Raw genomic sequence first — 23,175 nt, forward strand, 5'->3', positions numbered from 1 at the left:
CTTTAATATGAAGAGGTGTGGGAGCAGGGAAAAGGGAGAGGTCGGAAGTAGCACTCGTGAGAAAAGTATTGATTCTTAACTTCTTGCTTCAACTCAACCTGCCTGAGCAAGTTGCTGTTGGTTGAGGTAGTAGTAATGACCTTTTTTGCTAATTAACTCATCGTGTGTACCGCTTTCGGTTAAAATGCCTCTGTCTAACACTAGGATGAGGTCAGCATTACGTACCGTGGAGAGGCGATGAGCTATTATCAGGCTGGTACGCCTTTTGAGAATAGTATTCAAGTTGTTCTGAATAATCCGTTCTGACTCTGCATCAAGATTGCTGGTAGCTTCATCGAAAATGAGGAAACGAGGATTTCCCAAGAGGGCACGGGCAATGGCTAAACGTTGCCGTTGACCACCAGACAGCATTCCGCCGCCTTCACCAATTTGGGTTTCGTAACCCATCGGTAATTTCTGAATAAATTCATTAGCACCAGCTAGAGTCGCCGCCTCAATAATCTCTTCTAAAGAAGCTTCTGGATGAGCAATACTTAGGTTTTTCCGGATTGTACCGCCAAACAAGAAAGTATCTTGATCAACAACACCGATTTGAGAACGCAGCGACTTGAGAGAAATACTTGTCACATCATGATCATCGATTAAAATTTTACCTTCGGTGGGAGGATATAACCCCAAAATTAATTTAGATAGGGTGGTTTTCCCAGAACCGCTCCTTCCTACCACCGCAACAGTCTGCTCAGGCTCGATTTCAAAACTAAGGTTTTCTAGTACGTTCGTCTCGCTTTCTCCGTGATAGCGGAAGGTCACATTTTCAAAGCGAATGCGACCACAAAATTTTCTCAAAGCCTGACGAGGTGAGGCAAACAAGTCTTCTTCCGGTTCCGCTTCCAACACGTCGTTAATGCGTTCTGCAGAAATCATGACTTCCTGCAACTGATTCCACAGGACACTCAGACGCTGAAAAGGATGAATGACGTTGCCTAGCAACATATTGAAAGCGACTAATTGTCCAATGGTGAGTTGGTTTTGAATCACCAGCGATGCCCCATACCAAAGTAATCCTGTAGTTATTAATGTTTCAATGGTTGCACTGATAATTTGCAGGCGATTGGCAACAACTTGTGCTCTAAACCCTTTTTTGATGAGTTTGTTTAACAGTTCTTCCCAGTGCCAGCGCACTGTTTGCTCAATTGCCATTGACCGTACAGAACGAATTCCTGTTAAGGATTGAATCAAATAGCTATTTTCTTCTGCACCAGCCGTAAAAATCTCTCGGGAAAGACGACGCAAAATGCTAGTGGAAAACAGTGCTAGCAGGAAAAATGGCGGCACAATCAATAGCACGAGCAATGCCATCTGCCAACTGTACCAAAACATTAATCCTACATAAATAAACACTGTCATCAAGTCCAAGCAAATTGACAGTGCTTCGCCTGTTAGAAAACGCTGAATTTTCTGATTTTCTTGGATGCGAGAAACAATGTCCCCCACGTAGCGCGACTCAAAGAACGAAAGAGGCAAGTCGAAGGTATGTTTGATAAAACCTACCAACATTGCTACTGAAACACGGTTGGCTGTATGGTCTAGCAGATATTGCCGCACGCCGTTAATAATGATGCGGAACAGACCAAAAATCAGCAACCCAAACCCGACAGCGTTGAGAGTGATTGTGCTACCTTGCACAATCACTCTGTCTAACAACAGTTGCGTGAATAAGGGCGTTACCAGTCCAAATATTTGAATCAGTACCGAAGCCAAGAAAACTTCTAGCAGTACTTTTGAGTAAGGTTTGACTAGCTCAAAAAACTGCCACAATGATGCCTCGCCTTCTTCGGCTTGTTTAAAAAGTGCTGTGGGTTGCATAAGCAATGCATAACCAGTCCACCCTTCGTTGAACTGAGCATGGGTCAGGCTCAGTTGGCCAATGGCTGGATCAGCGACAATCACCTGTTTATTGGTGATTTTATAGACTACAATGTAATGCTTCCCTTGCCAATGGGCGATCGCAGGTAGAGGTTGCTCTGCAAATTTATCTAGACTAGCTTTGACAGGTCGAGTTGAAAAACCAAGGCTTTCTGCTGCTGCGGCTAAAGCTCTTAGAGAAGATCCACTGCGACTGACATTAGCTTGCTCTCGTAAGCGATTGACGCTAAATTGCTTACCCCAATAGCGACCAATCATTGCCAAGCAGGCTGCGCCACAATCTGCGGAACTTTGTTGGGCATAAAAGGGATAGGTTTTAGTGAGGCTTCCCCACACCTGCCTTACCTTGACTTTAGGGCTGGGGAAGTAAGGCAGAGATTTGTTTTGCTTTTGTTTTGGCGATGGTGCTCGTTGGGGAAAAGAAATGACGTTACCAGAAGAAGTTATTCGCTCTGGTTTTGACTTGCTGTGAGGTGTCTTTTGGTTCTCAACAACAGCTTTTCTCTCTTCGAGTTCGACAAATTCTGACAGTTGCTGCCAGCCCTCTTTAGCTGTTTGCCAATTTGAATCTTGGAGAATGTAGGCTACTACTGGTTGTGTGGCTTGCCAAGCACCAGGTTTTGCCTCTGAATAAATTTTGCCTGGTGTTAAAGTGTGACCTTCAGAATTCCGCAGTTCTCCTTTTTGCAACAGCAATAACTTGCAATCATTTGGTATAATTGTTTGCTGCTGTAGACTTAGATTGTGCCGCTCAAATAAGGATAAGGCTTTGAGTATTCCTGGTACATCCAATGGGTTGCTTGGAAGTTGCGAGTTTTGACGATATAACATCATCAAATCCCATAGTTCTGCGCGTTTAAATAGGCGATCGAGAATCCCAGGAAAGTGGTCGATCAACCCAAGCAATATCTCTTGTTTGAGATAACAAAGCTTGAGATTAGTCGAGGCTCTAACTGCATATGGCTGAAAAGCTTCTTGTGTAAACAGCGTGGCTTCCCCAAAAGATGACCCTGCACTCAAGGTCGTGATTAAGTTTTCCTCATTATCCAGCACTCTAACTTTTCCCGCCAGAACGATGTAAATTCCTGGGTTCGCTGCTGTTGTTAGCCAAAACTGCTTTGCCACTGGTGGCTCAAAGATTTCTGCCAGTTTTAAGCAGCTAGCGATTTCTTGCTCTGAAAGTTTTTCACCCAAAATAAGGGTAATCTGCTGATCTAGCAGTTGTTGGGAAAATACTGATGACATTACCTCATCTCCACCCAAAGTATCAGTTTTTGAACTGAACTGGAAACTATTGAAAGACAAATGAAAATTAAACTTGTCACTTCACTTTTAGACTTACTGCGATTAATTTGAAAGCTTGTTGTGTCCAATGAACCGCCAATATGACATTCTTTTGAAATTTTTTCATCAATAAAAATTTGTATTTATGCATTTGCTGGCGAAACGCTACAAACTCTAGTTAGCAAGCAGTGGTAAGTATACCTGACATGCTCTGTACAACTCATTGTTGCTGTATCCATGATAAACAACTGTATTCTTCTATCTTTTTGGTAGATATGCTGTCATCCTCTGCAACACAATCACTTAAATAATCTTCGTAAAATCTTTAATGAAGATTGAATAAATTCTGATAAAGTTTTAGCCTCTCCAAGGCATACCTATGAGGATTTAACTGAACTCTGTCAAATATGCTGCTTGTTTAACCTGAAGACACTTGTGCTGATAAGCTTCCTTAAACAAAGCTTTATTCGTCTTTTGTGGCTAAATAATTAACAGTGGATATATATAGCAATCCGATTTGATTTCTGAACTTCTTTGCGTAGGTTGGGAGTAGGGAGTAGGGAGTCAGCCTTTTCGAGTTGAGGGCGAGTTTTTTCACGCAATCAAATAGGAGTCTTATAAAGTGTGTTGTAATTACTCCCTCTTATATTAACCTAACTGTGATTCTTAAATCATTTGCCGCCATGACACTACTGTTAAATTCAAAATTTCTTTAAAAGGCAGTTTATCTAGACAAAGTAAATACTCCTCAATTTTTCGTGTATTAGCTCCTCTTTTATTTAGTAAAATTACGTACAATTTGTCAAGATACCTTTATGATAAATTTATATTTTCCGTTTATATTAAACTGGACTTTACACTAAAAAAGAGCGATCATCAGGCAGTAGCTGTGCAAAAAATGAAAGGATGCCTGTAATAACAATGACTATTTGCCTCATTCCGTAGTGCGATTGCGTACCCGCCCTTTCCGGTGGCGATCGCAGAACTTTTCGGTCTACTGAAAGTAACTAAAACTTTTTCCTCGATACCAAGTCTAGGGTGTGTCATCAATTGAGCTAAATGACAGAAGCAGCCATATAAATTGCACCTAGAAAGTTTGCAGCGCGTTTGTCGTAGCGCGTTGCGTAGGCGTAGCCCGCCGTAGGCATCGCTCGGTACTGCTTATTGGGCCCATAAATTAGAAAAAAGTTGATTTATAGCAGCCGCCAATACGGTTAGGACGCTGCACGAAGAACATGTTCCATAGCATTCCGAAGGCAGTCAAATTGAATTAGCTGTTTACGGATTCGACTTTTCAACCATGACCAGCACCGCTCAATTTTGTGTTTTGGTCGGGTGAATAGGATGGCAAATATTTTAATTGACAGCCTGCTGCTTCAATTAATTCTTTAATATGTCCACCGCGATGAAATGTAGCATTATCTGCAATCACTATTTGTCCTGACTTTAGCGTTGGTATTAAACAAGTTACAAGCCTTGTCTCAAATACCGTTCTGTTGCAAGCTCCCTCAATAGTAAATGGAGCAAATAAATTCCCATTATATCAAGTACGTCGGATTACTTATAATAAAATCTATCAATGTAGGTTGGGTTGAACGGGAGTGAAACCCAACATGAACAAGGATAAAATGTTGGGTTTCGTTCCTCAAACGCCACTTGCTTCAAGTCGGGAAACCGCAAGGGCGCAGTGGCTCCCCAACCTACAAATATTATAAGTGTTTAACCGAACCTGATATTACAATATGCGGCAATCATATTAACCCGGCCTTTTCTCCTGCCAATGAATGAGTGCATGAAAACGCTCACCCAAGGCATTCCAACCATAGCCATAATCTTCTCTATTATCCATTCCAGCTTCATCTATATAAACTATTTTCTCTGGTTTATATAATGCTATATCTTCTCTAAATTCTTGTCGTTTAACTTCATCTCGTTCTTGATAACCATAAGTTTTTTTTACGAGTAAACCCAATTTTATTTAAGGCTCTTGATATTGTGCGTAAGCGTTCGCGTAGCGTCTCGTAGAGAAGCTCGCCGTTGGCGTTCGCGTTAGCGTCTCTGAAAGAGAAGCCTAAGAAGAGAAGACATCGCTAATTTCTCCCGACCATAGTTCAGCCATCTCTACTTGAGTTTTATCCCCATTCACCTCGACAAATTTCTCAAATTTTTCCTAGTCAGTAATTTTATGACCATTACAAGAGTGGTTGATTTGGTAACGCTTTGTAATCGAAGTGTCATCAGAGCGTTTAACAATCTCCATTGCACAGCCAATAAAATACCTGTTTTGGGAAATGACTGCGGTGCTTTTTATTTTTTATTTATAAACACCCTCTTAGAGGATGTTTGAAAAGTCGCAAAGTATACTAGAAACCCCTCTCCAAACCTCTCCCCGAAACGGAGAGAGGCTTTGAAACCCCCATTCCCTTGTAGGGAAGGGGGGCTAGGGGGGTTAGGTTTCCGAGGCTTAGATGTTAGGAATAATACTTTTCAAACAGACAGCAAGCAGCTGAACGGGAACATTACCAATCATCTGCTTTGGACTGGCCTTCAATTTGCGCGATCGCTAGTTTAGCTAGAACCCGCAACACCTCTTGTTCATCATTAAGTAGCGGCTGTAATGATTTTAATGCACTGCGATCGCCAATTTTACCAAGGGAATTGATTGCTGCCTTCCTCACGTCTAAATCGGTATCTTGAATTGCCAGAATTAAATGCGGCACAGAGGGAGGATAATTCACTTGTCCCAAGGCTGCGGCTGCTTCAGTGCGGATAAGCGCTTCCTTGTCAGTCAGAGCAGAAACCAGAAGGTTGCAGGATTTTTCGTCTGACTGCTCTTGCGCCACATGACCAAGGGCCCCAATGACAGCACATCGGACATCCAAAGAGGCGGCGTTCAATGCTTTATATAAATGGTCTGCTGCTTCCGATCCAATAAACGCCAACGCCCATGCGGCAAGACCTTTAATATCCTGTGGATGCTCGTCTGATGCTAAAATTTCCAGCAACGCTGGTACAGATGCTTCTCCTGTTCTGGCCAACGCCCCGGCGGCTGAACTTCTGACTACCCTATCTTCATCATTCAGAAAAGCATGAAGCAAGTCTGGCACAGCACGCGGGTCAGATATGATAGTGAGTGTCTTGGCAGCAGCCCGCCGCACAACTACATTGGAATGATTTGCCAGTGCTTCTACGAGAAATGGCGTTGCTGCTTCACCAATTTCACCCAAGGTTTCGGCAAACCGCAGTCGCACCATTCCCCGTGGATCTCCTAAACCCTCCACTAGTTGTTGAAGAACTTTTTGATCTGTAGAATCGAAGGTTTCTAGTGTAATCTGCTCATTTACCCTCTGAACGAGATCATCATTTTCAGCTTGCACTCGCAGGATAGGATCATCCACTGCTGGAGCTTCAAAGTTGAGCGATTGACTCATGACAAATTCCCTATCACCGTTATTGTTAAGTAAGCAACTCAGGTCTAAAGACACTGAGCTTTAGCCCAGATCGAATATACCTTCACATTGACATCTGTCCTTGCAATTGGCACGTCATCCCCGGACTTTCGGGCTGGCTTACAGACAACCCCAAAGCAGCAATATTCTTAGCCGCGTTTATATCAGCATCATGTTCAAATCCACAATGCCCACACTTAAAAACTTTTCCGTTACGGTAAGATTTGCCTTTGGCAGGGTGAATATGTCCGCAACGCGAACAAGTTTGACTTGTGTAGGCGGGTGGCACAAATATTACTGGGACACCAGCAATGTTCGCTTTGTACCCAACAAACAAACGCAGTTGATAGAACGCCCAATTATTAGTTCTGCGACGTTCAACTTTGCTTCTAGACTTGGTATTGAGTGACTGTCTAATATTAGTCAAATCCTCAAAAGCCAAACTTGCATTCAGTTCTCTAGCAACTTGTTCAAGTTGCTTAGAAATATTGTGATTCAACCATTCTTGAAACCTGCGTTCTCTCCCAGAGAGCCTTCTCAAAAGTCGCCTAGACGACCGAGTGCGTTTGGATTGAACATTGGATCTGACCCTGCTATAACGGTCACGAACGTTTTGAATCTGTCTACCACTCCACGATTTACCCGTAGAAGTGGTGGCGATATCTCTTCTACCAAGATCGACCCCAATTACTTTGGGAGTCTTGCCAGTAGGCTGAGTTGGGATATCAACAACAAAGTTGATAAAGTATTCACCCTGTTTGGTTTTATTCAGGGTTGCGCTAGTTGGGGTCTGACCCCTCAGCAATGCAATTTGATATCCACCAATGGACAAGCTAAATTCAACTCGCCCACACATCAAAGTCACCCCGACCGATTGAGATTCTTCCTTATAAACAAAGGTGCGAATATCCAAACCAAGAGAGGTGGGTCTAAATTTGTGGATTTGTTTAACTGCCTTAGCATTGCCAATAACTCGCCGGATAGCTTGACAAACATGGTTGGCTTTCAATCCGGTTGCTTCACGCACTGGCTTGTAAACCAGATGGTGAAGTTTGGTAGTGTTCCAACAATTCTCACGTTTTGCTACTTCCAAAATCTGATTGCAAGCATCGGCAAACCCCTGTATCGTGCGGTCAATTTCGCCACAAAAGTTAGGGGGTACTATAAGCTTGCATTTAACAGATATGGATTGAGCCATGAAAGTATTATAACTCATCCAGAGCAATTAATATTGAGTGCGATTAAAATCGCTTGTGCCGCTTCCCTCTCAGGTCTGAAGACTCTGAGTTTCCCGCATCCCGTGAGGTTCTATGATCTAGTTACCAGATGTCAGAGTAGATTGCTGCTGTCGTAGTGACTCAAGAGTTGCATCTAGCTGGGTAAGCTGAGGTTGCAGGCTAGCAAGTGCTTGTGCCTTCATAATTTTGGCACGCTGCGCCATTGACAAGGTATCGTTAACCAGGCGTTCCCGATATTCTTCTAATTCAGCGATCGCTTCTGTCAGTTCTTCAGGGCTGGCTTGAGCGCTTGAGGTGAGTTCTGTAGTATCAGCCATATCCGTTGTGTTTCCTAAAAGTAGATTTAAAATACCCATGTTCGATTTTCTCAGATTCAGTCATCAACGGACAAACCTTTTCGATCGTCCTGGTTCTACCTTTGACTTCATCTAATCGTTGATGCCAGCTTTCTTTCCAAATCGAATAAAAACCCGTGGATATATTCTTCTGTCCACTCAGCACCGTAAAAACGGGTGAACATTCCCCGTGCTGGGTCTTTTTCTGCTCGATAGCGGAGATAACGCAGTTGAGCTTGCTCAATTTCTGCTAAATATTTGGAGTCGGTTATCGGTTGCGCCTGGTCAACAAAATCCAGGTAGGCTTGTAGATAGTCAATGAACGCTGCAAACACATGGGTTTCCACTACCTCAGTTTCCTGGGGGCGCGTCCAGAGAAAGGCGGGTGAGAAAAAGGGCTGGGCTTCTTCGGGAAAGTCGCCCCCCCAAGGTAGATGCTGCTGATGTGCGTGAAAAGTTGCCAGGATAGGCTGGGTATACTTCGCCTGATACCCCAAATCATCCCGAAATAGGGGTTGCATATCGAGGGCAATTAAGTGCCCTCCTGGCAAGGTAACTAAATCTGCGCCAAAGAAGGGCAAATCGTAATTCAGATGGGGGAAAATAACGAAATTTAATACCTGAAGTGAGTTACCTCCCTGGACATGGGCGGCTCGAATTTGCCGGAGTTTGGTAGTTTGATAGGCATAGCTAGTCGTTAAAACCTCTTGGTGATGTTTGCCTTTGCCCACTGTTGCTTGCTTCGACTCAAACCCTTGAGGAATTGCATAAGGCTGCAAATTCAAACGTTCTTGCAAAAGCGCAATCGCGTAATCTAAAAATGGCTGATAGAGAGTCAATGTCGCTTCGCTCCCAATTCAAAATTCACGCATTCAAAATTCAAAATTAACAATCACCATATTCTGTGGTGGTGATGTAGATTTAAATCACTATTTGGCTGCACTAGCTACTAATGGCACAGCATCCTCAAACAAAAATTCATGCAAAAATCGCTCTGACCATTGATGTCCAAAGTAGCTACTAAATAAACCAGATGCAGGATCGCGATCGGCACTATATTGATCGTAGTCTTTTTGGGCTTTGACAATCCGTTGAATGTCTGACTCGTCGCTCAGAGGTTCAGCTTGGGCTAGCATCTGCCAGTACAAATTCAGATAGTCTTTGAATGCCTCAAAGACCCTCGTTCTTACTGTTTCTGCATCGGTTTTGGCAAATAAGAGATATTTTGAGAAGTACTGATTAGCATCGTAAAATTTCATTTCCAAGCCTTGTGCCAAGTCTGGATACAAATCATGCAATGTCTGCAATGGATGTATGTATTTCCTCAAGTAAGCTTCATCTTGAAATAAAGGCTGAAAATCCATCACAATCAGGTTTTTTACCTGACCGAAAGAGAGAAAATCAATGCCGAGTAAGGGCAAATCATAGTGATGACTGGGATAAATCACACTATTAAAAATCTGGGCACTTGCGCCTGCATCAATGTATGTATAGCGGATTTTCCGTAACTGTGGGCACTGATAGCACCAACTCTGAATTGTGGCGGGATTTCTGCCGCGATCGCTCACCTGATACTCTAGTCCTGGGGGAATTGGGCGACTCTCCAATGTAAACCGTTGCAAAAGCCATTGTTCCAGATGCTCAAGGAAGCACTTATACATAAAATTTATAGACTAATTTGCCTTGATCCCAGACAATACGGTATTCCCAGATTCGCCGTCTCGAATATGTTAAACAAAGTAACGATCCTTAACGTTAGCATTAGGTAATGGTGCAATGCCTAAGTTATGGCGATCGCCAGAATTATTGCCTATAACTGATAGCAAGTCTTTCAAGATTATGAGCGACCAGATGATTATAGGGATGCTCTAGATAAATTGTGTTGCACCATTTGTGCTAAATTCGCCTCAGTTAAATAGCGTCGTTCAGAACAATAGGTCATCAAATAGACTCCATTCATCATCCGCACTGTGCTGACGCGCACCCGAAAATCATCGGTCATGAACCAGCAGCGTTCTTGACCTTGGTTGGTTTCATATTCGGTATCGATGGTTAAAATACCATCTTGTCCAAACCAGTAACGGCTAACTACCGGAATTTTTTCCACATAGCCTTGGTTACGAAGCAATTTTCCCGATCGCCCTGTTTCATCATCTGGTACATCAATTAAGACAGCGACACGATCCGGATTGGGTTCTTGATCGTCGTCATGTTCTTGCCACATAAAGCTAGCACCTCCTTTAGCACTAGCTGGATCGATACCTTGGGGCTGGCAGATTGCTTTTACCCGTGGGTCATCAAGTGCGATCGCCCCTACATAAAGCTTTGATTCTCCGGACTCATCCGCCACCGTATCAAAGTGATGCACCGTGCGCTGGGTAAACCAGACCCCTTCACTCTTACCGAAAAACTCCATCATGGTCATTGGTGGTACAAAAGGCATAGCTGATCCTCTAATAAAAAGGGGGGAAAAGAAGTATAAAGGATGTGGACGCGTTCGCGTAGCGTCTCGTAGAGAAGCGGCTTGCCGCAGGCTAGGATTAAGTATGAAATTCTACGAAATATCAAAGGATGGGCATGAATTAGGAAAAAATTTATCTTGTCCACGCTACTTACGCTTGGGACAGTTACCGAAAAATTTTTACTTCATCCTTGATCCTTTATCCTTCATAAGAAAATCCCCGAAACGGATGGAAACACTTGACTTGATTGCTGTGGAGGAAATCCGAACGGCAGTTTTAACTGCTGTGGTTCTCCAGGAAAAATATGCTTTGAACTTGCATTCAGTTGGTAGCGCATTTTGTGTTAATCGTTTACCTGTGTTTAAATTGTGTAAGCTAATTGTTTTTCTGCTTGGATCTTTTTTTGTTGGCGATTCCTGCCAACCGCCCACATAGCAAAATCCATGTTTAAGGTGTTTGACTACTGAGCCACGTTTAAATCCAGCGCTAATTGTCTTGCCGTATCTAGAACGAATATGTCCCGCAGAGTGCTGTAATCGGTGAAGCTGGTGACGATGAAATTCTAACGGCACAACCTCAACCAATGCTGTGTTTTCTGGCTTGATATGTCCGCCAACAAAATAGTTAGCTAGCACCCATGAATCAACACAGTGAGCGTCAAATTTGTTGGATAATTTATTTTTAGATTTTTTCAAACCCAAAGCTTGCCGCATCTCGTAAGTGTCATTACCCGTTCCAGTTTCCAGGTTGGCAAGCCTTTTTAGTTCTGAGTAGAACCACTTTTTCCCAACCTCCAAAGGGCTAAACATTAGGTTCCACTTTTTTGCAGCCCTCCAAGTTTTAGCCTTGACATCCTCAACTACAAATATTGAGACAGGGAACATTAAAGTTAACCACTTGGAAATTCGCAACTTCCATTGCCACCTTGCTTTAGTTGATGGTGGTAATTTTTGTTTGTTTACAAGTCTATTTTTGCGATTCTGTCGGCAAGGGGTATTACGAAATCGCCTAGCGCGTCGCATATTACGACGAACTTCTACATGCTCTTTTACCCAATCAACGGCATGAGTTTGGATATTTAAGTAAGTGTGCGCCTGAGACTTAACAGTGAACCCCTCACGTTTACTGCCAGGATCAATACCGACGGCAATTGGTTGAGTATTTCTATTACTTGGCTCTTGATTTAATCGAACACAAAATACTCCTTTTTTAAAAAATCCTGTTGCCTTACCTGATTTAATCCAACGCTTTGCTCTACTGCAAGTCGTTGGCATCAATGCACGGTTATTTTGGTCAACTACTGGAACAAACATTTACGATAAATCCTATTGCTAGGTGTGTATATCCCAGACGCTCCTTCGTCGCTACCGCAACGCTTACGCTACTTTTTGCCTAAGAGGTTAAAAATTTGGGAAGCATTCTTAACATTTTGTGGGCTACCACGCCCAGGCAATTCAGTCTAGGCTCTAAGCCTGTAAGCTAGACCGGAGGCGGAGCGTCTCCGGCTCCGCACTGTTTTAGTCTTGCATTTAAAAGGTGGTTAGTCTTTATTTTGCAAGCCCCGCGTCTTTAGACGCGGGGTTTGTGACCCTTTCTTAGACCCTAATGATTGTAGATGGATCGCGGTACAATACCCCTAAATAATCTCACAATTTCAACCCATGATCAGCAGGGAAACTCACAAGACACCCCAAGAGGTTTTGGCTGTCCTCAAAGCAGGATTTGCTCTAACTCAAGAAGATTTATATCAATTCAACCTCAGTGGTTTAGAACTGCAAAGAGCTAATTTGCATCAAGCTACTTTGATTCGAGCGAATCTCAGCAAAGCCGATCTGAGTGCAGCGGATCTCAGTGGTGCTGATTTACGGGCAGCCGATCTGTGCCAAGCGATTTTAAGGGATGCCAATTTACAGGCAGCTTGTTTGTACCGAGTCGATCTGAGTAGCGCAGATTTACGGGGAGCTATTTTGACCGACACCAAGCTGCTAGGGGCAAGATATGATAGCCAAACCCTGTTTCCCGAAGGCTTTAATTACAAATCCTCTGGGGCGATTGGGCCAAATGCCTATTTGAATGGTGCCCAGCTAAATACAGCCAACTTGCGTCATGCTGATTTGCAAGGTGCAAGTATGTTGGGAGCATATTTGGGGGGGGCTGATTTAACTCATGCTAATCTTCAGGGAGCGCGGCTAAGTCAGGCTGACTTGCGGAAAGCCTGGTTGCCAGGAGTATCTTTACGCAATGCTCGGTTAAATGGAGCCAACCTCGCAGGAGCTGATTTACGAGCAGCAGATTTGACTGGCGTTGATTTCGAGCATCCCGAAAGCATTGCTGGAGCAGATTTTACCCATGTTCAAGGGCTGAGTGACGAAATGCGATCGCGCCTCCTTAGCCAACCTGCACAAGAGCTAGATACACCTCATGCTTTAACCCGTCGCACCACACGCGCCAGCCTAGAAAGGCTATCTTGACACTAGTAAACTCAGAGAGTCCCTCGCGAAACTCGCTGGTCTTCAAAACCGTGCTTAATAGTTTCCCATTACCCGGCTCCTCAATGATTCGGCACGTTGTCATGTGTACTTCACAACTGAACCATCCTCAGTTGTCTTTTCATCGTGGCAGTGTCTGTGTAATATCTGGAGATTTTTATATTCGTCTTTGCCTCTCAAACTTTTGGGGATTATGTGGTCAATCTCCAGCACATCTTCGTCTCGGAAGTACATTCTGCAGTAAGTACACCTCCCTTCCTGTGACTTTAGGAGCGTTGCCACTCTCATAGTCGCTTCGGGATGTTTCCCGATTCGTGAACTCCAATAAATTAGGTTGCCATCGTAGGGACTGGCATCGCCTTCAACTTTCACATGACGGATAATCTTTGTTTCGGTGTGTGACGGTAACTGCATCGGGTTTTTACCCGACGGTAACTGCATCGGGTTTTTACCCTCCTGCCTGGTTGATCGTTTGGAAGATCAGGAGTTGGCTATTTTATCCTTACATCTGCTGCAAATTTACTTGGTGTATATTAATACATTAATGATTCAGCAGCTGTTGTCACAACCGCAATGGATGAAGTTAATGACTAAACTTGACTTGCGGGCGCTTTCACCTTTGATTTAGCTACATATCAATCCCTATGGTACTTTCAAGTTGGATATGAACGAACGTTTGCTGATTGAGACAGTTGCATGAACACGAATATCCAACCATGCTCCTTGCCTCATGTCCTTCAAAGGGCGATGTCTATTACCTCTATTAGAATGCGATCGCTCAAAGAGCGATAGCGTAAGCGCCATCGCTCTTTGAGCGGGCGGTTACGCTATCGCCATCAGGCACGCGAAAAGCGCCATCGCCCTTTGGTATCGCCAACGACGGGCGGTTACGCTCTTAACATGATCGCACAAGAAGCGATAGCGATCGCCTGACTCAAAGAGAAACGTTTATAGTTATGCTCTGTTTTTAAACTAAACGGTTTAGTTTGCACTTCATGACAGCTTCGCCAGCTCTACGCCGTGTAGGTAGTTAGCCCGAACAGGGAATCAGTTTTGCTTAAACGATTACCTGCTAAGTCAATTGTGTAGCCAAGAGTGCGGTTGACTGCCGTGGCATCAGTGATTTTTTCTGACATCAGGCGATAGAGCGAATCGTAAGTATAATCAACACTGCGACCAGAATATTCTTCGACTTTCTTACGATTGCCGACTGCATCAAGGGTATATTTAAAGTCGGAGAATATTGTAAGAGTGACGTTTTTTGTTGTCACTTGGGTTAAGCGATCGCGTGTATCGTACTGCCGTGATTCAACAGAACCGTTAGCCAACTTAGTCTGAATTAAGTTGCTAACAGCATCATAATCATAATCTGCTAGGAGTCGCGTGCCATCTTTAACAGTATCTAAACGATTCAGTTTATCGTAACCGTAGCTAGTGGTTCCCGCTTCTGTTGTCAAAGATGTAACATTGCTTAACAGGTCATAGCCGTAGTTGACAAATTGTTGATCGGATTGAATAATTTTTGGCTCCTAGCAGTTGGTTGATTCGCCGGTAGCCACCCCAGATGTATAATTCACGCTGGCAGTATTCTTCAAAGTTTTTATATCCAGCTTGGAGGTAAATCTGCTGTTCCCGCATCAGGAGGATTTCATCTACCGCGAAGCACTCGAACCTATCGATGGCGGTGAAGGTTTCCTGGATACTGATGTTGAGGTTGCCGTAATCAAGCGCTGTTGCTTGTTCTCTTTCTAGTGTCAGCATATCTCTTGCCCACTATGGTAAATGCCTAAAAGTTGTGGTGTTGCAAATTAGCCAAAGTGAACCGGGTAGCTGTAAGATGGATTTTTCCAAAAATGTGTCAGCATTATAATTAGTTCACTTTGTGGTGAATGAATTGAACGGGCGATCGCATTGCTTTGGTCGGCGGCGATCGCTTTTACTAAGCAGCAGGGGTAATAATTACTCAGGTTGATCGTTTCCTGCTCCATTGTCAGACTGCCTCACAAGGTAGTCTAACACTGGACTAATACGGTCAAGCGCAGCACTAATTGTTCGCTGAAAACTTTGTAATCGAGTAACATCCGTTTTTAATTTTCTCATTTCATTTTTTGCCTAGCTTTTAAATATAGTTTCATTTTAGCCTATACAAAGTAAATCATTAAGTAATAATTAGTATATAATTTTTATAGGCTAGTTGCTAGGCTAGCCTATAGTGATAAATCCTGCCGAAGGTTTGGCAGGGATCTCATTAACTGCAAAACCCCCGAAGCTATGTTTTAGGGGGTTTTTCTTCATCTTCAAATTCTAAAAACTGGCGAATCCGTTCGCGTGATAGCCTGAGTTGCTCCGAGGCGCTTCTCAGGCTGCTAATTCCCCCAGGATTTTCTCAGCACGTTCCTTAAACTCCTCAAGCTCTGCAACTTTCTTCTTGATGTTGTCAATTTCGTCGTCACTTCTTGGCGATATTCCTAAATAACTGTCAATGAACTCTAGTAGAAGTCTACTAGCAGAAGTTCCACTCGCTTTGGCCTTTTTTAAGAAAGCAATTTTCTTTTCTTCTGGGATGCGAAAGTTCATTTGGGTTTCCCCTTCCGCAAGATTTCTTGGCATAGTATGTCCTTTTCTGCTCAATCATAGCTTTTAGCCTATACCTAATTCTACTCGTCAGCCTAGTTCTTGCCTATAAAATAGGACTTTTACCCATTTTACCTATACACTAGCCTGTATTTATGCTGATAAAGGAAATTTTTTAGCCTATACTAAAGATAGCAAAACAAAAGACGACCGCTCTAGCCTGAGAAACTTACGCGATCGCCTTTTGTGAAAACCTAACCCCATGTAGAGGCAGGAGATCCTTATTATGACGCAATCCCTTTGCACACATCAAGCGCCTTCAAGCTTTAAGCCTAATCAAATAGTCACACTTGCAAATGCTTCCTTCAAAGACGAGCAAGCCACAGCCCAAACTGAACTATACAGCCACCTCGAAGCCCAAGCGAAGCTGTAGCCCCAACCCAAGACCCCCTGACATCTCGTGACCGTCGCATCATTGGCGAGATTATTCAGGTGAAACCCGAATCAGTTCGCACCATCTGGATAGAAGGCGGGATTACGGTATGGGTGCAGTTGAAGAATGGCGGACGATTAGCCTTTGACAGGAACTGGTTCGCTACAAGAGTTGCAGAAGTTAAAGCAACGCTACCAGAAACACCACGGGAACGGAATCAGCGCTTGGAGTCCGAGTTGAAAGAAGCTTGCACTCTTTTTGGTTTGTACCACGGAGAGATTGATTATCTAGTATTCAGCACGAAAGTCTATCGTCATGGGCATTTGGTAGGCTTCGTTGGATGTAACGCAGAAGGTTGGTACGCAAGAAAGAGACAGTATGGACTCAATCGCGTGGCTCCGAGTGCAGAACAGGTGATTGCGTCGTTGGGAGTCCGAGCGGCAGTAGCAGCTTAGTTGCTGAAAGTGAGAAAGGGCGGTTGCAATCCAAGACAAATGCAATCGCCACCAAAATGCAATTCCAAGTAAACACAATCATGACACAAAATACAGCAAGTAACCCCACACTTCTTGATCCGGGTTTAGACGACTAAGAATTCAACTCGTGCTAGATGAGTTCTCAAGTCATTGCGATCGCTGGTACTCAGAGAGGTGGCAAGGGAACCTTAGCAGCAATCTTGGCAACATTATCAACTGCACTTGACCCCGGATTGAACACCCAATACTTTACAGCCGGGGTGGACGTTTACCCCTTTGCCTGCAACTTAACCTCTGCCCTTAAGTACCCTGAGAAAGATGCGGATAGGGCTGATGAACTCGTCGCTCGTGATTTATTGAAATTTCTTAAGGGTCTAGATGGAAGTGATCCTTACTCCCATAAAAACTTATTGCTAGTGATTGATGAGGCGATGCGGCTACTCTGATTGTTAGAGGAGAGCGATCGCACCTGGGCGATCCAATATTTACTTTCTCGCTTCGCTAAGTCTGGCGGTACATTAATTATCGTCTTGCATGGCTCTAACCTGACAAGCGTGGTAGGTAAAGCTACGGCTGGGCTGGCAGATACCTTTAAGCGGTGTAGATGATAGCGATCGCCTCTACGGTAATGCTGGCGATGACTATCTATACGGGGGTTATGGTAATGATACCATCAACGGTGGTGCTGGCAATGATTACCTATACGGTGAGAATGGCAATGATTACCTTCTTGGCGGTGGGGGTGATGATGCCCTCGATGGTGGCGATGGCATTGATTCGTTAACAGAATGAATCAAGTGATGTCAACTTTACATTGACTAACACTAAACTTTCTGGGTTAGGTAGCGATACCCTCACCAGTATCGAACGAGTAACGCTGACTGGTGGTATTAGTGACAATATCTTGGATGCTTCAGGATTTACTCTTGGTAACGTCTATCTCTATGGCGATGCTGGTAATGATACCATCAACGGTAGACATCTCCAAAATAGTAACATTCTGTGGTAAAAGAACATAAAATAGCTTTTTTGACACAGAAACATGAGCGACATACTGAATCATATTGAAGAGAATCCTAAAAAAACAAAGCGGTTAATTGGTCTGGAGTATGAACAGTTACAACAATTAATTCAAAATGCGGAGCGACTACACTTTTGAGTTACAAGAGTTATTAGAATCCAAAAAAGTTAGAATTATTGCTGGTGGTGGAGGTCGTAAACCAAAATTATCGCTCAAAGAACAAATAATTTTAACGTTGGTTTATCTCAGGCATCTGACTACATTTGAGCTTCTTGGTATCCAATTTGGAGTGAGTGAGTCCACCGCAAATGATACATTTAACTATTGGTTGCCAATACTCAGAGAATTGCTACCATCCAGTTTAATTGAACAAGTAAAAAAAAACGAATCTGACTTAATGGTAGTTAAAGAAATACTTACAGATTATGAATTAATTGTAGATAGCTATGAACAAGTGAGGGAAAGACCTGGGGATAATAAAGAACAAGAAAAATATAAGCGCCAAAGGCGATGGCGATCGCAAACGATGCAGTGTAATGTTGTGATTCACCGGATGAACTCGCCCTGGATAGAATTTAGTCAAATTTTGAATGTCGTAAACAATCACAGTTTGGTAGTTAGATGCAGGTTACAAAAACAAACAGGGCAGACGATGTAAATATGAAATTGTTGCACCGATCAGAAATTTTATTTTTAGATAATATCTCTACTAGCAAATCATACAGAGGGTAGCTTTTTTAAACTAGCAATGCTCGGTACTTAATCAAGTTAAATACGGGCGTTTCAACTCTCCCAGGTACTTCAACATAGTACGGTTTATCAAGTAGTCGAGCGGCATTCGTTTTCATTCACGTCCACATGAGAACTGCATAGCATTAATCTATAATCTCGTATTCTTTCTCTATCACACTTAGCAATTTCTCTTCCACAGCAGTAAGATAAGGGCGGTTCAGCTTACCCAACAACTGCAACAGATTTTTGGCTGTCTCCTCCATCCCACTGGAGTACACCCGACTGATGCGATCGCAAATCTGCCGCATCTGCTCACACTCGGCAGGTAGGTAGTTGCAAGACTTTAGGTACTGCAACCCAACAGTGTACTCTCCATCCCAGGTTCTCACGGTGCAACTAAACTCATTCACTTGGCTGACGATGCTCCAGCACCCACCCTTGCCCCTCAGTTCGGGATTGTCCTTGGCAAGGATTTGGCACACTTCGCCAATTTGGTAGGTGTTCGGTACTTTGGTTCTCTCTATTATGCGCTGCACAACATCTTTGACGATTCTACCTGTAGGAACTTTACCGCCAGCAACTTCTACCGCTTTTTGCCAACAACTGCGCTGTGACTTTGGTTCCTTTGGAACCAAAGGTCTAACTTGACGTTCGCTTGTAGGCAGAATTTGGGAACCATTGGTTCCCATTTCATCCGGTATCTCATTTTGGGAACCATTGGTTCCCATTTCATCCGATATTTCATTTTGGGAACCATTGGTTCCCATTATTATGTTGTCAACGACATTTGAAGCAGCTATTAGATAATTCACATGGCGGTGAGTGTATCCAAACCGAGAGCGGCAATATTCCTCGAAGGTTTTATGCGTGGAACGGTGCAATCTGCGTTCGCGCAATTCTGCCAACGCCTTACCTGCCTCAAAAAATGCCCTTTCAACTTTACGCTCTAAGTGTAAGCGATCGCTTTGCTCTTGGTCGGTTAACTCAGGAACTTCAACAGCAGTAACCGTAATTGTTGCTGAAGCTGGGTCTACTTGCTGGGAGATATCTTCACTTGCAGAGTCAGGGGGTGCTTCTGAATTACTAGATGCAGCAGAGGTGGCTTTTTTGCGCCTAGAAGTTGGCTTATTCATTACTCCACCTCTTTTTGGTTTAGTGGCATTTGGTTAGAATCGAGTGCAAATAGATTTTGAGTGTGGGTCTTAATTGCGATTGCGCCAAGTGCAGTGCCTTTGGCAATAGCTTGTGAACAGGGACTGAAAACAGAAATGAATGCGAAAAGTTTGGGTTTGAAATCCTGGACGATGGGATATACAAGAACGACGTGAAACTGGGTGAAGTCGGATGCGCTGACGGCGGCTGGTGGGTGATGCGTACTGGGGAATGTCAGCAGATGCCATGTGACTCGGCATTGGAAGCAGTCTGGCGATTGTCGATGCTGGACGTGTCTACTGATGGTAAATCCATTTTTGATGAATATTTTTTAGATCAACCGTTAGAACAGCTAAGACTCAACCAAAGGACAACCTGAAGCTGGATATTGTCGTAAGTGCTGATGAACTTTATGTAGTGAGAACTGGCATTGAAACCAATTTCGCAAAAAGCTTTCTTCTTGCTGCCTCATTAGTTCAGGATTTTTCTAAGCCACTGATTATCGTTGCGAATGCTGGCGACGAAAACACGGTTTTCTCTAATCTTTACGATGCTGCAACCAAGACCAAGATTTACAGGGAATGGAGTAGAGATTTAGATTGGGCAACAATCATCCGTGACATTCAAATTTTATTAGGTGGCATGAATACACAGCGATCGCTCAATGTACATCTAGTAGAGGCAATGATTGGGATGCCACAAGGTTGGACAGAGAATTAGAAACTATCTCTGTGCAAAAACCTGCTTTTGTTCTGGGCGAAAGAGTCATCCTCTGTTCTCACGATAAGGGAACAAAGCAACGGCTGATTTTGGGGATTGCTTTGGTGAATAATTCTTGGTTTTACCTTGTTGAATTGATGTCGCCAACGTTAACTCAATCACTGACTATATCCAATCGTTTCTCACTAGTCGGTGAAAAAAGTTTGATGCGGGTAAATGTCTAATTCTCTCTAATCACACAACGAAAAATTATTATCCAACTAAAGTTATGTCACAAATTGAAATCGCCGAAATCATCGAACAGATAAAACAAGAGATTGAAGTTGACGCTAATGGTCATGGTAAAGCCAGTATCAAAGCCACTGCACGACTAGCTGGAGTTGATGACGAATCTATCAGAAAAGCTTTGAAATCAAGCGCCGACCTAGCACCCTCAAAATTAGCCAAAGAGCTTATGTTACAAGGATTTTCAGCCGCCGACCTGAGCCAGTGGAGAACCGACGGAATCCCTGATATAGCGATCGCAAAACAAGCTAATGAACTCTACCAGCACTGTTTAAAACTGGAATGGCAGCAGAATCAAATCAGGATCGCGGGTAAAACAATGCCTGTCCCTCGCCTGGAGTGCTTTTATACGCCCTGCCCCAAACTGCCCGACGTAACGATGGGCGATTGCGTGATGGCTACTTACAACGATATGCCCACATAAAGAATGCATGGTGGGCTAGTGGACTTGACCCCCGAAACTCCTGGCTACCGATGGACTGGGGACGGATGAAACCCGATTGCCCTCGCTTGGAATGGGACAAGACAACCCTTGAACAAACCCAAAAGCCAGTTAAATATGAATCGCCACCCAAAACTCCCAACCGTGTTACTTACTTGAGAGTTCCCCTACACATTTGGTGGTTGATAGCTCTGCGCTATGACGTGCCGATGCCAGAACATATCACCGTTACCTCGGAAGGAGAAGCGTTAGGTTTTTGGACTTGGGTCATGGCTCACCCCGTAATCCCGGTATTTCTTACGGAGGTAGAAAAAAAGGCAGGTTGCTTGCTGACTTTGGGATATGTTGTGATCACCTACGGTGGGCGGGTACGCCATCGCACTTCCTGGAATTTGGAACGGTCGAGTGGGCAAGGAAGACTTGGAATACCTGCACCCTGATTTAGTCCCAATGGCGCAAAAAAGTCGCAAATTTGCTCACTTGGATGATTTGACCATTGAATTCTTCATCTCGATGCGTCCTGACGGGGAAAAACCCTACATCATCAAAAACGAATCTCGTTCCGGTGGTCGTCAGGTTTATTGGTACGAGGGGAAAAACAGCAGTGCGATCGTTGCCGAGTTTCATGCTCAACTCATGTTGGGTAAAAAGTTGATGATGGTGAGTGATAGCAAGCGGTTTATCAAGAAATTGGAGCGAGCGCTGAATGATGGGACATCGATAGATGATAGCGATGAAACACCGGAACCCAGCGAAGACCGCAAGTTACGGGTGTGGGCTATTCATTCGGAGAACAGTGGCAGTGAGGAAAATGTCATTTTCATCAGGGAGATTAACGTTGCAATTATTGATATCGATGCTTTTTTAATCACTCCCAGTCTCGGTACGGGAGTTGACATTTGCACTCCTCATTTTGATGCAGTGTTTGGTGTGTTTCATGCTGTAAGTCAGTCAGCCACAGAATGCGCCCAGCAATTATGGCGGTATCGTCCTGATGTCCCCATGCACGTTTGGGTGGCTCCTCGTCCTCCATTTGGTTACGCCGAAACCAATGCGCGTCGCATCAAAGAAAAGATTTTCCAAACAAATGAGATGATCGCTTTTCTGATTAACATTAAAGCTCGATAGTAGTGCTGGGGATGCAGTTGGACTAAGAACCCATAGTTTCGGAATATCTGACTCCTGGAGTCTTGTTTTATTCGCTTTAGCATCTCGTCGCAAGAGAGCTTTTACTTCTAATAATTTTTGAATACAATCACAGATTTCATCACCAGAAGCGGCATTGCGAAATGGTGAGCCAGCGCGGTCTTCTCACATTGGGAGACGCCAAGGGCGATGGGGGTTTCCCCCATGAGCGACTGGCGAACCCGTAAGGGTTCTAATATTGCCGGAAATTCTGCAAATCTTCCCAGTAGCCCTAACAATCCTAAATTAGAGGTTTGCTGTGCTGATGGAGTAAATAACACATCAATTTCTTTGATCTCTCCTGATACTTTTGATGATGATTTTACATCTCCATAAGGTTTTAAAAGTTCTTCAAGGTAATACGCAAGCAAATTCGTCGTGTACAAATCGAGTCATTCAATTTGGTTTATTTGAAATTGCTTTGAAGTTATTAATAATATTTTATCTGTATTTACAACCCATTTTAATCACACCTCAAATTTAAGCCGTATTCGGTACGGGAGCGATTAGCTATTTGCACTGATTGGAGTAATCATTCTACATCTTGGCTTATGCGTCATCGGCTGGGACTGAGGGCTATCTCACCAGGAGCCGTTGCCACTGAGTTGACTACTACTATTACCGATAAAGACACAGCAGCGGGAATTAATCAACTTTATGCGATCGCCATTGATGCAGACGCTATTGTCCGTGCGATCGCATACACTATTGAGCAGCCCAGTGATGTTGATGTGAATGAAATCATCATCTGTCCAACACGTCAAGAACTATAAAAGATTTGTTCACAAGTCAACACGTTGCAACACTTGCTAACATTGCACTGTTATCGGCGGCTGATAATGACGATTAGCGCTCTTTTATGTCTCTGGTGAGAGAAAAATGCTCTGATTTGCTGAGATTTTTGAAATTCCTTGAAGACTGTGAACAATACAGGCGCTGCTATGTCGGAAATATTGAGAAGTAATCAAATAT

The 23,175-nt window shown here is 43.6% G+C and carries 31 protein-coding genes and 3 pseudogenes; 17 read left to right on the top strand and 17 right to left on the bottom strand.

The annotated features are described in order from the left end of the window. Positions 1 to 93 precede the first annotated feature (93 nt). From LC653_RS31230 to LC653_RS31275, 10 genes and pseudogenes are all read right to left on the bottom strand, one after another. Positions 94 to 3,171 carry a peptidase domain-containing ABC transporter gene (locus tag LC653_RS31230; protein WP_229498505.1) on the bottom strand — a complete coding sequence of 1,026 codons (3,078 nt, stop codon included), beginning with the start codon at positions 3,169 to 3,171 and terminating at the stop codon, positions 94 to 96. A gap of 1,253 nt (positions 3,172 to 4,424) precedes the next feature. Further along, positions 4,425 to 4,741 (bottom strand): annotated as a pseudogene (locus tag LC653_RS31235) (transposase); the annotation flags it as partial. A 225-nt stretch (positions 4,742 to 4,966) separates the two neighbouring features. Then, positions 4,967 to 5,182 carry a hypothetical protein gene (locus LC653_RS47560; protein ID WP_372478250.1) on the bottom strand — a complete coding sequence of 72 codons (216 nt, stop codon included), beginning with the start codon at positions 5,180 to 5,182 and terminating at the stop codon, positions 4,967 to 4,969. 547 nt (positions 5,183 to 5,729) lie between these two features. Continuing rightward, on the bottom strand, positions 5,730 to 6,641 hold the full coding sequence (locus LC653_RS31245; RefSeq protein WP_229498506.1) for a HEAT repeat domain-containing protein: 912 nt from the start codon (positions 6,639 to 6,641) through the stop codon (positions 5,730 to 5,732). An 82-nt stretch (positions 6,642 to 6,723) separates the two neighbouring features. Then, positions 6,724 to 7,875 (bottom strand): RNA-guided endonuclease InsQ/TnpB family protein, encoded by a 1,152-nt coding sequence (locus LC653_RS31250; RefSeq protein ID WP_229498507.1) that lies wholly within the window; start codon positions 7,873 to 7,875, stop codon positions 6,724 to 6,726. A 99-nt stretch (positions 7,876 to 7,974) separates the two neighbouring features. After that, entirely contained in the window at positions 7,975 to 8,253 is a 279-nt protein-coding gene (locus tag LC653_RS31255) for a DUF8630 family protein (RefSeq protein WP_229498508.1), read from the bottom strand. Between the two features lie 68 nt (positions 8,254 to 8,321). Then, the gene (locus LC653_RS31260) at positions 8,322 to 9,071 is read right to left on the bottom strand and encodes a phycoerythrobilin:ferredoxin oxidoreductase (protein WP_229498509.1); all 750 of its coding nucleotides are present in this window, start codon (positions 9,069 to 9,071) and stop codon (positions 8,322 to 8,324) included. 90 nt (positions 9,072 to 9,161) lie between these two features. Then, positions 9,162 to 9,893, bottom strand: a complete 732-nt coding sequence (locus LC653_RS31265; protein WP_229498510.1) for a 15,16-dihydrobiliverdin:ferredoxin oxidoreductase — start codon at positions 9,891 to 9,893, stop codon at positions 9,162 to 9,164. Positions 9,894 to 10,087: 194 nt separating this feature from the next. Further along, positions 10,088 to 10,675, bottom strand: a complete 588-nt coding sequence (locus LC653_RS31270) for a phycobiliprotein lyase (protein ID WP_229498511.1) — start codon at positions 10,673 to 10,675, stop codon at positions 10,088 to 10,090. Positions 10,676 to 10,873: 198 nt separating this feature from the next. Continuing rightward, positions 10,874 to 12,007: an RRXRR domain-containing protein gene (locus tag LC653_RS31275; protein WP_229498512.1), complete on the bottom strand. Its 1,134-nt coding sequence runs from the start codon at positions 12,005 to 12,007 to the stop codon at positions 10,874 to 10,876. 348 nt (positions 12,008 to 12,355) lie between these two features. Between LC653_RS31275 and LC653_RS31280 the strand changes: the two genes are divergently transcribed. Then, the gene (locus tag LC653_RS31280; RefSeq protein WP_229498513.1) at positions 12,356 to 13,165 is read left to right on the top strand and encodes a pentapeptide repeat-containing protein; all 810 of its coding nucleotides are present in this window, start codon (positions 12,356 to 12,358) and stop codon (positions 13,163 to 13,165) included. Between the two features lie 99 nt (positions 13,166 to 13,264). On the opposite strand, the gene LC653_RS31285 is transcribed toward LC653_RS31280, so the two are convergent. Further along, the gene (locus LC653_RS31285; RefSeq protein ID WP_229498514.1) at positions 13,265 to 13,624 is read right to left on the bottom strand and encodes an HNH endonuclease; all 360 of its coding nucleotides are present in this window, start codon (positions 13,622 to 13,624) and stop codon (positions 13,265 to 13,267) included. A 25-nt stretch (positions 13,625 to 13,649) separates the two neighbouring features. Between LC653_RS31285 and LC653_RS31290 the strand changes: the two are divergent. Continuing rightward, positions 13,650 to 13,883, top strand: a pseudogene (locus LC653_RS31290) (Tn3 family transposase); the annotation flags it as partial. 110 nt (positions 13,884 to 13,993) lie between these two features. Continuing rightward, positions 13,994 to 14,116 (top strand): hypothetical protein, encoded by a 123-nt coding sequence (locus LC653_RS46460; RefSeq protein WP_267923244.1) that lies wholly within the window; start codon positions 13,994 to 13,996, stop codon positions 14,114 to 14,116. Positions 14,117 to 14,196: 80 nt separating this feature from the next. Here LC653_RS46460 and LC653_RS31295 read toward each other — a convergent pair whose 3' ends face one another. The 4 genes from LC653_RS31295 to LC653_RS31310 all read right to left on the bottom strand — a co-directional run bounded on the left by LC653_RS31295 (position 14,197) and on the right by LC653_RS31310 (position 15,760). After that, on the bottom strand, positions 14,197 to 14,640 hold the full coding sequence (locus tag LC653_RS31295) for a hypothetical protein (protein ID WP_229498515.1): 444 nt from the start codon (positions 14,638 to 14,640) through the stop codon (positions 14,197 to 14,199). A 22-nt stretch (positions 14,641 to 14,662) separates the two neighbouring features. Then, a complete protein-coding gene (locus tag LC653_RS31300; protein ID WP_229498516.1) occupies positions 14,663 to 14,944 on the bottom strand; it encodes a hypothetical protein in 282 nt (93 codons plus the stop codon). A gap of 47 nt (positions 14,945 to 14,991) precedes the next feature. Then, positions 14,992 to 15,171, bottom strand: a complete 180-nt coding sequence (locus LC653_RS31305; RefSeq protein ID WP_229498517.1) for a hypothetical protein — start codon at positions 15,169 to 15,171, stop codon at positions 14,992 to 14,994. A 370-nt stretch (positions 15,172 to 15,541) separates the two neighbouring features. Continuing rightward, the gene (locus LC653_RS31310) at positions 15,542 to 15,760 is read right to left on the bottom strand and encodes a hypothetical protein (protein ID WP_229498518.1); all 219 of its coding nucleotides are present in this window, start codon (positions 15,758 to 15,760) and stop codon (positions 15,542 to 15,544) included. 283 nt (positions 15,761 to 16,043) lie between these two features. Between LC653_RS31310 and LC653_RS31315 the strand changes: the two genes are divergently transcribed. From LC653_RS31315 to LC653_RS31345, 7 genes are all read left to right on the top strand, one after another. Continuing rightward, positions 16,044 to 16,190: a hypothetical protein gene (locus LC653_RS31315; protein WP_229498519.1), complete on the top strand. Its 147-nt coding sequence runs from the start codon at positions 16,044 to 16,046 to the stop codon at positions 16,188 to 16,190. A 59-nt stretch (positions 16,191 to 16,249) separates the two neighbouring features. Beyond that, on the top strand, positions 16,250 to 16,645 hold the full coding sequence (locus tag LC653_RS31320) for a hypothetical protein (protein WP_229498520.1): 396 nt from the start codon (positions 16,250 to 16,252) through the stop codon (positions 16,643 to 16,645). 155 nt (positions 16,646 to 16,800) lie between these two features. Beyond that, complete coding sequence (locus tag LC653_RS31325; protein ID WP_229498521.1) at positions 16,801 to 17,112, top strand: hypothetical protein; 312 nt, start codon at positions 16,801 to 16,803, stop codon at positions 17,110 to 17,112. Further along, entirely contained in the window at positions 17,113 to 17,274 is a 162-nt protein-coding gene (locus LC653_RS31330; RefSeq protein WP_229498522.1) for a hypothetical protein, read from the top strand. Next, the gene (locus LC653_RS31335; protein WP_372478251.1) at positions 17,252 to 17,458 is read left to right on the top strand and encodes a calcium-binding protein; all 207 of its coding nucleotides are present in this window, start codon (positions 17,252 to 17,254) and stop codon (positions 17,456 to 17,458) included. Before LC653_RS31330 ends, LC653_RS31335 begins: the two co-directional genes overlap by 23 nt. Before the next feature lie 22 nt (positions 17,459 to 17,480). Further along, complete coding sequence (locus tag LC653_RS31340; RefSeq protein WP_229498523.1) at positions 17,481 to 17,675, top strand: hypothetical protein; 195 nt, start codon at positions 17,481 to 17,483, stop codon at positions 17,673 to 17,675. A 127-nt stretch (positions 17,676 to 17,802) separates the two neighbouring features. Next, the gene (locus LC653_RS31345) at positions 17,803 to 18,345 is read left to right on the top strand and encodes a helix-turn-helix domain-containing protein (RefSeq protein ID WP_229498524.1); all 543 of its coding nucleotides are present in this window, start codon (positions 17,803 to 17,805) and stop codon (positions 18,343 to 18,345) included. Between the two features lie 217 nt (positions 18,346 to 18,562). On the opposite strand, the gene LC653_RS31350 is transcribed toward LC653_RS31345, so the two are convergent. Next, complete coding sequence (locus LC653_RS31350) at positions 18,563 to 19,552, bottom strand: hypothetical protein (protein WP_229498525.1); 990 nt, start codon at positions 19,550 to 19,552, stop codon at positions 18,563 to 18,565. 191 nt (positions 19,553 to 19,743) lie between these two features. Between LC653_RS31350 and LC653_RS31355 the strand changes: the two genes are divergently transcribed. From LC653_RS31355 to LC653_RS47010, 6 genes are read left to right on the top strand one after another with little or no spacing between them, the layout of a single operon-like run. Then, a complete protein-coding gene (locus tag LC653_RS31355; protein ID WP_229498526.1) occupies positions 19,744 to 19,950 on the top strand; it encodes a hypothetical protein in 207 nt (68 codons plus the stop codon). 38 nt (positions 19,951 to 19,988) lie between these two features. After that, complete coding sequence (locus tag LC653_RS31360) at positions 19,989 to 20,291, top strand: hypothetical protein (protein WP_308189170.1); 303 nt, start codon at positions 19,989 to 19,991, stop codon at positions 20,289 to 20,291. 11 nt (positions 20,292 to 20,302) lie between these two features. Beyond that, positions 20,303 to 20,515, top strand: a complete 213-nt coding sequence (locus LC653_RS31365) for a DUF1392 family protein (protein WP_229498527.1) — start codon at positions 20,303 to 20,305, stop codon at positions 20,513 to 20,515. Positions 20,516 to 20,559: 44 nt separating this feature from the next. Continuing rightward, positions 20,560 to 21,000: an alpha-ketoglutarate-dependent dioxygenase AlkB family protein gene (locus tag LC653_RS31370; RefSeq protein ID WP_229498528.1), complete on the top strand. Its 441-nt coding sequence runs from the start codon at positions 20,560 to 20,562 to the stop codon at positions 20,998 to 21,000. Beyond that, the gene (locus LC653_RS47005; RefSeq protein WP_308189171.1) at positions 20,964 to 21,458 is read left to right on the top strand and encodes a DUF3854 domain-containing protein; all 495 of its coding nucleotides are present in this window, start codon (positions 20,964 to 20,966) and stop codon (positions 21,456 to 21,458) included. The genes LC653_RS31370 and LC653_RS47005 overlap by 37 nt, the downstream gene beginning before the upstream one ends. After that, entirely contained in the window at positions 21,424 to 22,146 is a 723-nt protein-coding gene (locus tag LC653_RS47010; protein ID WP_308189172.1) for a hypothetical protein, read from the top strand. The genes LC653_RS47005 and LC653_RS47010 overlap by 35 nt, the downstream gene beginning before the upstream one ends. Here LC653_RS47010 and LC653_RS31380 read toward each other — a convergent pair. Further along, a pseudogene (locus tag LC653_RS31380) lies at positions 22,108 to 22,599 on the bottom strand (hypothetical protein); the annotation flags it as partial. The gene LC653_RS47010 and the pseudogene LC653_RS31380 overlap by 39 nt on opposite strands. A 155-nt stretch (positions 22,600 to 22,754) precedes the next feature. On the opposite strand from LC653_RS31380, the gene LC653_RS31385 reads away from it, so the two are divergent. Beyond that, positions 22,755 to 22,976, top strand: a complete 222-nt coding sequence (locus LC653_RS31385) for an SDR family oxidoreductase (protein WP_229498529.1) — start codon at positions 22,755 to 22,757, stop codon at positions 22,974 to 22,976. Positions 22,977 to 23,175: the final 199 nt, after the last annotated feature.

The sequence above is a fragment of the Nostoc mirabile CHAB5784 genome, from assembly GCF_020829645.1.
GTDB lineage: Bacteria > Cyanobacteriota > Cyanobacteriia > Cyanobacteriales > Nostocaceae > Nostoc > Nostoc mirabile.

Coding starts and splice junctions, on each gene's coding strand:
- LC653_RS31280 (WP_229498513.1), top strand. CDS start 12,356: ATGATCAGCAGGGAAACTCACAAGACACCCCAAGAGGTTTTGGCTGTC.
- LC653_RS31385 (WP_229498529.1), top strand. CDS start 22,755: ATGCGTCATCGGCTGGGACTGAGGGCTATCTCACCAGGAGCCGTTGCC.
- LC653_RS31315 (WP_229498519.1), top strand. CDS start 16,044: ATGACGCAATCCCTTTGCACACATCAAGCGCCTTCAAGCTTTAAGCCT.
- LC653_RS31310 (WP_229498518.1), bottom strand. CDS start 15,760: ATGAACTTTCGCATCCCAGAAGAAAAGAAAATTGCTTTCTTAAAAAAG.
- LC653_RS31350 (WP_229498525.1), bottom strand. CDS start 19,552: ATGAATAAGCCAACTTCTAGGCGCAAAAAAGCCACCTCTGCTGCATCT.
- LC653_RS31270 (WP_229498511.1), bottom strand. CDS start 10,675: ATGCCTTTTGTACCACCAATGACCATGATGGAGTTTTTCGGTAAGAGT.
- LC653_RS31325 (WP_229498521.1), top strand. CDS start 16,801: ATGAGTTCTCAAGTCATTGCGATCGCTGGTACTCAGAGAGGTGGCAAG.
- LC653_RS31265 (WP_229498510.1), bottom strand. CDS start 9,893: ATGTATAAGTGCTTCCTTGAGCATCTGGAACAATGGCTTTTGCAACGG.
- LC653_RS31370 (WP_229498528.1), top strand. CDS start 20,560: ATGTCACAAATTGAAATCGCCGAAATCATCGAACAGATAAAACAAGAG.
- LC653_RS31285 (WP_229498514.1), bottom strand. CDS start 13,624: ATGCAGTTACCGTCGGGTAAAAACCCGATGCAGTTACCGTCACACACC.
- LC653_RS31250 (WP_229498507.1), bottom strand. CDS start 7,875: ATGAGTTATAATACTTTCATGGCTCAATCCATATCTGTTAAATGCAAG.
- LC653_RS31255 (WP_229498508.1), bottom strand. CDS start 8,253: ATGGGTATTTTAAATCTACTTTTAGGAAACACAACGGATATGGCTGAT.
- LC653_RS31275 (WP_229498512.1), bottom strand. CDS start 12,007: ATGTTTGTTCCAGTAGTTGACCAAAATAACCGTGCATTGATGCCAACG.
- LC653_RS31230 (WP_229498505.1), bottom strand. CDS start 3,171: ATGTCATCAGTATTTTCCCAACAACTGCTAGATCAGCAGATTACCCTT.
- LC653_RS31300 (WP_229498516.1), bottom strand. CDS start 14,944: ATGCTGACACTAGAAAGAGAACAAGCAACAGCGCTTGATTACGGCAAC.
- LC653_RS31305 (WP_229498517.1), bottom strand. CDS start 15,171: ATGGAGCAGGAAACGATCAACCTGAGTAATTATTACCCCTGCTGCTTA.
- LC653_RS31345 (WP_229498524.1), top strand. CDS start 17,803: ATGCGGAGCGACTACACTTTTGAGTTACAAGAGTTATTAGAATCCAAA.
- LC653_RS31245 (WP_229498506.1), bottom strand. CDS start 6,641: ATGAGTCAATCGCTCAACTTTGAAGCTCCAGCAGTGGATGATCCTATC.